Origin of the sequence: Nostoc sp., from assembly GCF_036917355.1 — a bacterium.
Lineage (GTDB): Bacteria > Cyanobacteriota > Cyanobacteriia > Cyanobacteriales > Nostocaceae > Nostoc.
On sequence record NZ_JBALDP010000003.1, the window covers coordinates 1 to 8,579 of the forward strand.

Annotated in this window: 9 protein-coding genes; 6 read left to right on the top strand and 3 right to left on the bottom strand. The window is 40.7% G+C overall.

Translation table 11 applies throughout. From position 1 onward, the window contains the following. The 3 genes from V7K53_RS00385 to V7K53_RS00395 form a co-directional block, all read left to right on the top strand. A partial coding sequence (locus V7K53_RS00385; protein ID WP_335195738.1) for an aminoglycoside adenylyltransferase domain-containing protein occupies positions 1 to 527 on the top strand: 527 nt, incomplete at its 5' end. Between the two features lie 253 nt (positions 528 to 780). After that, on the top strand, positions 781 to 1,290 hold the full coding sequence (locus V7K53_RS00390; RefSeq protein ID WP_335195739.1) for a GNAT family N-acetyltransferase: 510 nt from the start codon (positions 781 to 783) through the stop codon (positions 1,288 to 1,290). A 489-nt stretch (positions 1,291 to 1,779) separates the two neighbouring features. Continuing rightward, entirely contained in the window at positions 1,780 to 2,040 is a 261-nt protein-coding gene (locus tag V7K53_RS00395; protein ID WP_335057137.1) for a DUF7219 family protein, read from the top strand. Positions 2,041 to 2,042: 2 nt separating this feature from the next. Here V7K53_RS00395 and V7K53_RS00400 read toward each other — a convergent pair whose 3' ends face one another. Beyond that, the gene (locus V7K53_RS00400) at positions 2,043 to 2,258 is read right to left on the bottom strand and encodes a hypothetical protein (protein WP_335057139.1); all 216 of its coding nucleotides are present in this window, start codon (positions 2,256 to 2,258) and stop codon (positions 2,043 to 2,045) included. Between the two features lie 346 nt (positions 2,259 to 2,604). Continuing rightward, positions 2,605 to 3,201: a helix-turn-helix domain-containing protein gene (locus V7K53_RS00405; RefSeq protein ID WP_335195740.1), complete on the bottom strand. Its 597-nt coding sequence runs from the start codon at positions 3,199 to 3,201 to the stop codon at positions 2,605 to 2,607. A 140-nt stretch (positions 3,202 to 3,341) separates the two neighbouring features. Between V7K53_RS00405 and V7K53_RS00410 the strand changes: the two genes are divergently transcribed. Further along, positions 3,342 to 3,911 (top strand): protein-tyrosine phosphatase family protein, encoded by a 570-nt coding sequence (locus tag V7K53_RS00410; RefSeq protein ID WP_335195741.1) that lies wholly within the window; start codon positions 3,342 to 3,344, stop codon positions 3,909 to 3,911. Between the two features lie 201 nt (positions 3,912 to 4,112). On the opposite strand, the gene V7K53_RS00415 is transcribed toward V7K53_RS00410, so the two are convergent. Next, positions 4,113 to 4,544: a GNAT family acetyltransferase gene (locus V7K53_RS00415; protein WP_335195742.1), complete on the bottom strand. Its 432-nt coding sequence runs from the start codon at positions 4,542 to 4,544 to the stop codon at positions 4,113 to 4,115. Between the two features lie 463 nt (positions 4,545 to 5,007). Between V7K53_RS00415 and V7K53_RS00420 the strand changes: the two genes are divergently transcribed. Together V7K53_RS00420 and V7K53_RS00425 are read left to right on the top strand one after the other, a co-directional pair. Next, positions 5,008 to 6,915, top strand: coding sequence for an ABC transporter ATP-binding protein (locus V7K53_RS00420; RefSeq protein WP_335195743.1), 1,908 nt, complete (start codon positions 5,008 to 5,010; stop codon positions 6,913 to 6,915). Between the two features lie 222 nt (positions 6,916 to 7,137). Beyond that, positions 7,138 to 8,556, top strand: coding sequence for an ABC transporter ATP-binding protein (locus tag V7K53_RS00425; protein WP_335195744.1), 1,419 nt, complete (start codon positions 7,138 to 7,140; stop codon positions 8,554 to 8,556). Positions 8,557 to 8,579 lie beyond the last annotated feature (23 nt).

Here is an 8,579-nt window from a genome sequence, read left to right on the forward strand (position 1 = left end):
TTGAAGATGTCGGGCGTGAGCAACAAGAAATTGCTCCTTATCCCTACTATCATGACAGGGATCTGCACTCTGCTGGATATCATGACATAAACCAAGCTACTTGGTGGGTGTTGAAACATCGAGGCATTTGTTTGATTGGAGTTCCACCAGAAAACCTTGCATTTACAGTCGATTGGAATCTGCTGCAAAGAAAGATGAAGGAAAATCTGAACAGCTATTGGGTGAGTTGGACGCGATCGCCAAGTAAATTAGCATATTTATTAACAGATAGTGGTATTGAGTGGGCTGTGCTTGGCGTTCTGCGTCTGTTTTACGTATTGAGAGAGCATGAAATCCTCTCGAAAACGGAGGCTGGTCGATATGCTTTGGTGCATCTTCCACCAAAGTGGCATCAACTTATTCAAGAGGCAATTAACCTCCGTGAAATTCGGCATGGTTCCTCTTATCGCAGCAAAGTGAGCCGCGCTGTTGAAGCAGTACGCTTCTTACGCTATGTAATTAATGTATGTAACGAAATACGCATTTGACATTTGACTTGCTTATATCTGGGATGGTGTTGATACTCACGCTTAACTATTGTGTGACGGCAGTTTCAACATGTTTCGTTATTTCTGCATAAAACACAAAACAAAAGAAGAAGAATATTATATATCAAACTTTTATATAAACCAGAGGACAACACTTTAAAAGTCTTCTATTTTATTTCTTGTAATCAAAAATTATGTTTTATCCTGTGTTCATATAATAAATAGTTAGACATCAATAACTTGGTGTTCGACTATGAAAGTTCTTGAAACAGAGCGTTTAGTTCTTCGTCGGTTGACAGTTGAAGATAGCGAGTTCATTCTTGAGATATTGAATGACCCTTTGTGGTTGCGCTTTATTGGTGATAAAGGTGTGAGAACCCTTGATGATGCTCGTGAATATATTTTGAAGAATCTGGTTACTATGTATGAGCGTCTCGGTTTCGGGTTGTATTTGGTTGAGCTAAAGGAAAAAGGCGTGTCGATTGGAATTTGCGGTTTGATAAAAAGAGATTCCTTGGAGGATGTGGATGTTGGGTTTGCCTTTCTTCCTAAGTTCCGGGGAAAAGGGTACGCTTATGAATCTGCTTCTGCTGTTATGATGTATGGGAGAAAAACCTTCGGCTTAACTCGTATTGTCGCTATCACTACACTGGACAATTATGGTTCAGCAAAGCTGCTCAAAAAACTAGGACTAAGCTTTGAGCGAATGATTAAACTATCTGATGATAGTAAGAGTGTTAGTTTGTTCATTTCTGATATCTAACAATTGCGGTGCAGCGGATTGAAGAAAGCCGCTCGTACTGAGTTCGAGTTTTTAGCAACCTCTGAGCGCAGCCGCTATGCCGCGAATTTCAGTTACCGTCGTAAGGATTTCACAAGCTCATCAATGATTGCAATTGTGTGTCTGAACTATCTTCCAATTTTTGAAGAATTGGGATAGTTGATATTTTAACGCTTCAGCAGTGTGAATAAGATTAGACTCTTAAGCTGTTTTTAGCTTCATGTGAATAAAATTAGACTCTTAAGCTGTTTTTAGCTTCATGGCAAGACCATCTGCCAGCCAAAAAAACTAAATGGCTGAAATTCTTCACTTTATATTTGATGATTTTGGACTATGAGTCATACTAAAAAAAGGCTCATGATTCTAGCAATCGCTAACTATATTTCCAAGCAGCCATTTGGCTAAGGAAATAGTTGAAACTGGGTTGACATTCATTCTCTTATGAAAACTTATTAGTAGGAAGGTAAAGTCATGAACCAGTCTCATGAGGAAGACAAAAATAAATTCCTTTACCCTCGTGGTCGCTACTACGGACAAGTTAAACCAGAAAACTTAGTGTTTAACGCTAACTTGCAAGAATTTGCTCAAAAAGTTGGCATGATCACCAGTTTAGAAAGCAATGGTAAGCTTGACCCAGAAGATGCTTATCAGCAAATTAAGGAACTTTGGAAACAGTTAAAGCGCAGTAAGAAGGAACTGGGAATTGATGAGGAGCCATCGGCAACAGCCTGAAGTTATTCTAATTTCGGGGTAATCACCTCAAACTCATTGCGCCTGAGTGATACTAAAATATTTTCCTCATCTGAATCTACTTTAATAAGCCAGCGTATGCTTGATTGACCATCTGAGTCTGGCTCTCGACCACAAACAACCCCAACTTTTCCAGTTACATAGAAAGGACGTAGAATCAAAACTGTGTCTCCCACTTGAGGAAGGTCTGGGGTCTGCAATAGCGCTCCTAAAGGTGTTAGCTCTGAAAAATGAGCTTATACAAGTGAAATCTCTGTTGTATAACCTTATCTTAATCAGGGCTTAATTCCTAGCTAATCTTCCTGTTGATGCAAGTGATGGAATACTTTGATTTGTACGCAGCCAGCACTTGTAACTCTAAGCCAATCAACAGTCATCAAATCAATCAATAGGCAACCATGCTCAAACTTGAAGAAAGATGAGTATCTGTTTGAGTTCACTGGGTGGAACAAACCCCTTCAATACTCTGCGATATTTCTCACTGTTGAACAACTACCAAAAGCAATAGCAAAAGCTAGCCAGTAGCCTGTAATCAAAGCATCTGGATTATGAACCTGCTAGGTAATCTTTCAGTAGTTGCTCAGTGTCACAGTCAAGAACACCTGAGAGCGCAATCAAATCATCTTCTGTAGGGCTTTCTTCTCCAGTGATTAAATTATTAAGTCGTTGAGATGAAATTCCAACCATCTGAGCGATCGCTTCTAGCGAAGGGTAACGTCCTGATTGGATAACGGCATTAATACTTTTACCTAATGACTCTGCCTTGCGATCAATCAGCAAATTATAGAGTAATGTATTTAGTTCTTGAGCTACCTGAACTTTATCTCGAAGGGAAGCACGCCATTTCAGCCAGTAGAGTACATCATCGCAGGTTAGTTTAGTTAAGTGTTCAAACCGACGTTTAGGGTTGAGTAAGTCATCCAAGCCAACCCTTCCAGAAAGGTAGCTGTCAATATCTTCGATACTACGTCCTAAGTAGCGGGCAATTGATATTTTTCCTTCTGCACTGATGATACCTGTGTTCCGCCATCGGTGAATTGTGCTTTGAGAACCCAATTTTAGCTCACTAGCTATCCACCGCAGTGTTTTATTCCCCTGTAAGCGCTCTAGTAGCTTCTGCAAGCGTTGTTTTTCTTCGTCCACTTTGATTTACAAAACACCATTTGTTCCATTTTCTATCAGTATTGGGTTTTGGTTTTTTATTTTACAATAGAACACATTCTGTTTTACAATAAAACAAATTATAGAAGTGGGATCAACACAACCCACAGGTATCAGAATATATGGCTAGAAATACGTACAGGTTTGCTGCCGCTTGGGAAGATGAACCGATTGTATTTGGTGCTTCCAGACCTGGTTACTCCAATCAACAGGTATTTGATTGGATTGAGTTCATGAAAAAACAAAAGATCCAACGAGTCTGCTGTCTTCTCCCCCAAAAGCAACTAGCTCGTTACTCAAAACTTTTAGACATATATCAACAAGAATTTGGTGAACAGCAAGTTTGTTGGGCACCGATTACAGATTTTCAATTCGCTAATTTAGAAATGCTCACCCAAAGAATACTTCCTTTTTTAGTAGCAGACAAACAAAACCAAAAAGTAGTGGTACACTGTTCGGGTGGTATTGGCCGCACTGGTCATGTGCTAGCTGCATGGTTGGTTAGTATTCGGGGATTTTCCAATAAAGATGCGTTAGCCGCCGTGAAAAGAACAGGCAGAAATCCTTATGAAGCTGCGATTGCATCTATGTTCACATTTAAAAATCCTTTGAAAGTTGTACAGGAACTAAATGTACTTTTAAATAATTGCCGTCTAGCAGTCTGTTCGACCAATCCTGACGAATTTATTTGACAAAGCTATCCTCTGTATTTGAATCAATTACCAATGACGTGTAACGCTTGACTTCGACATCTGCATTAACAACTACAATGGTATGGTTAGCAATGGGTGAACATTTTGATGTTATTAATTTGATCCCAAAAGACTGTAATCTTATTTTTTCTTAACTCGTAATTCTTTACTTGAAGTTCAAGCTGACAACATCACATCAGATCATGACTCATCAGATTCAAGACGTTTGCCCAAGCTGATAACATCGTCAACAACATATCCCAAACTTTGGTAAAATCTAATAACTTCGCTATTTGTAGTCCGCACTAGTAAATTAATTTTCGGACAACCTGCTTGCATAAGGAGTTGTTCGGCTTCTAAAATCATCAACCTTCCAATTCCTTGACGCTGATATTGTGGGGCAACTGCAAGGTAATTTATCCAACCTCGATGCCCCTCATACCCTGCCATAACTGTTGCTATAAGCTCCTGCCCAGTTGTACCTACAAGAAAAAGATGGGGTTGTACACAAAGCTTTCGCTCAATGTCCCTTTTGGGATCATTCCAGGGTCGAGTTAAACCACACCGTATCCATAAGGCAATGACGGCAGACTCATCAGTAAGTTCAAAAGTTCGGATCTCTATATCTGCCATCGTAATTATGCTATTTGCATAGCATCGCTATGATCACACTACCTTGATAAACCATCCCGTTGATTTACGCCCGACACAAAGCATAAGCCAAGAATTGACTAATCATTCTCATAGCAAGAATTGCTATATATTTTTCTGCTTGCTTTTTACTCTGGTTCATGAGACTATTAAACTTCATTAAATACGATAACTTGACCGATTAACAGTATTTTGTTCAAAGTGGTTCCAGTAACTAAAACAAGCAGTTGGAAATAGAAGAAGTAAAATATCAGCTTAATCTGGAATCAAGAAGACCGGAAATTTACAGATTGCTCTAGTAGCAAATATATCAAAAAAGCAATGATTACATGACCTAGCGAAAAACTAACTTTGCCACAACTAAAAGCAACCTGTAAAGCAGTCACAAATTTATATACAAGACTGATCTAACTTGTTAATGCCATTCGTCCTGGGGGATCAAACTATGACATCATCAAAGACCTCTAACATTTTTGGTCGGCTTGACCCCTTTGAAGTATCAACCAATAAGCGTAACTCCTTTCTTAGCAATGTCTGGCGACTGCGGCACTGGATGGCTCCGTATCGCTGGCGCATTGCGTTAGCTCTGTTGTTTGCAATGCTTTCGGCTACATCTGCCGTTTTGATACCAGTTGTAGTAAGCCGGGTGGTAGTGGACGGGATCTTGATGCATAATTACCGGACTGATCTACCAGATTATGGACAAACGGCATTAATCCAATGGTTAGCAACTACATTAAACACTGAACAAATAATTGCTGCCGCCCTTGTTGGTTTACTTTGGGTACTGCTGTGGTCTGGCTTTGGGTATGCCTTCCGCTCTCAGTTGTCTTATGCGGCACTGTTGGGTTTGAGTGACTTGCGCCGCGATTTGTTTGCCCATGTCGAGCATTTGCCATCTGCTTTTTACGATCGGGTTATGGTCGGGCAGGTATTGACCCGGATTGCTAACGATATCGAGAGTTTGTCCGAACTTTTGACTGGTGTCGGTGCGTTGGCTGGAGAATTAATTCCATTGGTTGTTGCTGTAAGCGTAATGTTATCTTTGGATGCGATGCTTGTCGTAAAACTATCACCTTTGATGTTGTTTGTGGCGGGTGTAATCGTAATTTTTAGACGTTATTCTAGTTCGATCTATCAGGTCATCCGTGCCACCTTATCGCGTCTCAACGAGCATTTGCACGAACACTTATCGGGAATTGAAATTGTGCAAATGTCCGGGCGAGAAGCACTGAGCTTTCAACAGTACTCTGCGATTAACCAAGCCAATAAAGTAGCCGAGACTAAGGCGATCATGGCAGAGACTGTATACAATCCGATTATCGACAACATATCCTATTTAGCGATCGCTAGTATCTTGTGGTTAGGTGGGCAACACGTACTGAACCATACTACTACCCTGGGATCGGTCGTGTTGTTCTTGCAATTTAGCGATATGTTGTTCCGTCCGATTGTGGCTTTGGGGGATCAAGCAAATGCGGTGTTTCGAGCGGCGGCAGCCTGTGAACGCATATTCGGGTTGTTGGACTGGAAGGAATCTTTGTCCGTGCCGTTGCAACCTATACCCTTACCTGAAGGTTTGGAAGGTCGAATTGAGTTTCGCGATCTGAATTTTTGTTATGAAAACGGCGAAACAGTTATTCGTCACTTTAATTTTACTGTAGCACCAGGAGAAAACATTGCCATTGTCGGGCCCACTGGTTCTGGCAAGACAACATTGACGCGGCTCATCTGTCGTTTCTACGATGTGCCTGAAAATAGCTTATTCATAGATGGCATCGATATCATGCAGATAGATCCTGCACAGATCCGCAAGCGTGTAGGTATTATCTTTCAAGACTTTCATCTTTTCCCTGGTACTGTCTATGACAACATCGCCTTGGGTAATCCAACTATTACGCGGGAAGATGCTCGAAAAGCCGCTGAACTAATACAGACTCTAGATTTCATTGAAGCCTTGCCACTAGGCTTTGATACGGTATTGGAAGACCGTGGCCAAAATCTATCGCAAGGACAACGCCAGTTATTAGCGTTTACTCGTGTCATTGCCTTAAATCCTGAAATTCTGATTCTGGATGAAGCCACTGCTAGTATTGATCCGGAAACTGAAGCTGCTATACAAGCAGCTTTGGTGAAAGTAACAGCCAACAGAACTTCTATCACCATTGCCCACAGATTACAGACTATTCGCCGAGCAGACCGCATTGTGGTTTTAAATCATGGTCAACTAGTGGAGGTAGGAAACCACAAGGAATTAATGCTTCGTAATGGTTTTTATAAAACCCTTTATGAAGCGCAATTGTACAAGCTTAGAGGTGAAAACACATCATCCCGCCTAACTCAGGATGTCTAAATATTGAGGTAATTTTTCAGAAATACGTTTGGACAAAAAATGAATCTTAACTAAGCTGATTTGCCAACTGTATTAACTTTATTATTTGATTGGGAATTACAAGCTGTAAGTCTTATTAATATAAATTGCTTTGATTGAGTGATTTGAAAAAATAATTGCTCTTATCTAATAGAAATATTTCTCTATACAGCCAAATTAAACTGATAATAGCTGACCAAGAAAATGAAATCAAATTTACACACTTTAACTGTGTTACAGCGAATTTTTTACTACTTCAAACCTTATGGTTCCCAGTGGCTAATAGCAGTAATAGCTCTTCTGAGCGTTCATGTTGTTGAAGCTGTCATTCCTATCTATTTGAAAGTCGGTATTGATTTGATTTCAAAACAGGATGAAAATATTTTATTACCGACTCTGGCGATACTTGGTTTGACAGTTGTGCGCTTTGGTATCCTGCACTTTGGTCGTCGCAAAAATGCACTGATTTCAATTTACATATCTTATGATTTACGGCAAGCATTCTATGCACACTTACAAAGGCTTGGTCGTGGCTTCTATGCAAACTATCATTTAGGTGACTTGATTGCACGAGCGACTAATGATATGGAATCCATTCGTCGCTTTTTCCGGTCTGGTGTGCATCGACTGGTGAGCTTTATTGGTGTGATGTTTATTGCCCCAATTTTTATGTTACAACAGTCGCCCCAGTTAACATTGTTGCTCCTGCCTTTGCTAGTAGTAATAGTTGTTAATGGCTGGTATTTAGCTGGGCGTATTTTGTTGGCATCAGCAGCGGTACAAGCGGGTTTTGGTAAGTTGACAGAAACAGTGCAGCAAAACCTCAAGGGTATTCGTACCATTCAGTCTCATGCCCAGGAAGAGCGTGAGATTAAGTATTTTACAGGCGTGTCAAATTGTTATGCGCTAGCTCATCAAAAGTTGATCAATTTGAACGCTATTCTCACTGCCTCCACTGTGCTGGGTAGTGGTTTGATGACCTTAATTGTTGTTGGCGTGGGTGGTAAGCAAGTCTTAGCTGGGCAAATCAGTGTTGGCACGCTGACAGCTTTCATCTTTTATTTAGCAATGATTTTGGGGGTGATCAAGGAAAGCAGTTTTGTTATGTATGCTTTGCTCAATGCCATTACAGCTGCAACCAGAGTATTTGAGATTATGGATGAAAAGCCAGAGATTGAAGATGTTCCAACAGGCTTATCAGCCCAGCCGATCAATGGCGAAATTGCAGTTGAAAATCTATTGTATAGTTACCCAGTTAGTGCTGGGCTGCCATCGCGTCTGGTTCTAGAACAGATATCCCTGAGTATCAGCCCTGGTGAAATGATTGCTATCATCGGTCGTGTAGGCTCTGGCAAATCTACCTTGTTACGACTGCTGGCCAGGCAATTGGAGCCTAATAGTGGACAAATCAAATTGGATGGGCAAGATTTAAAAGATGTTCCACTGAATCACTTGCGTCAGAATCTGTCATTTGTACCCCAAGATGCTTTCTTATTTGCAGCACCAATTTCAGAAAATATTTCATTCGATAAGCCAGAACGACCGCCCGAAGGGAGCATCTCACCTTTGCAAAAATATTTAGGTAGTAAGCTGACCATTAAGGTAGGCAGATCGCAGTTGTAGCATTCGAGGCACGTTTGCTAATT

What these genes read in the sequence shown, in the direction of transcription:
- V7K53_RS00390 (WP_335195739.1), top strand. Translation starts at nt 781, where the DNA reads ATGAAAGTTCTTGAAACAGAGCGTTTAGTTCTTCGTCGGTTGACAGTT.
- V7K53_RS00395 (WP_335057137.1), top strand. Translation starts at nt 1,780, where the DNA reads ATGAACCAGTCTCATGAGGAAGACAAAAATAAATTCCTTTACCCTCGT.
- V7K53_RS00410 (WP_335195741.1), top strand. Translation starts at nt 3,342, where the DNA reads ATGGCTAGAAATACGTACAGGTTTGCTGCCGCTTGGGAAGATGAACCG.
- V7K53_RS00415 (WP_335195742.1), bottom strand. Translation starts at nt 4,544, where the DNA reads ATGGCAGATATAGAGATCCGAACTTTTGAACTTACTGATGAGTCTGCC.
- V7K53_RS00420 (WP_335195743.1), top strand. Translation starts at nt 5,008, where the DNA reads ATGACATCATCAAAGACCTCTAACATTTTTGGTCGGCTTGACCCCTTT.
- V7K53_RS00425 (WP_335195744.1), top strand. Translation starts at nt 7,138, where the DNA reads ATGAAATCAAATTTACACACTTTAACTGTGTTACAGCGAATTTTTTAC.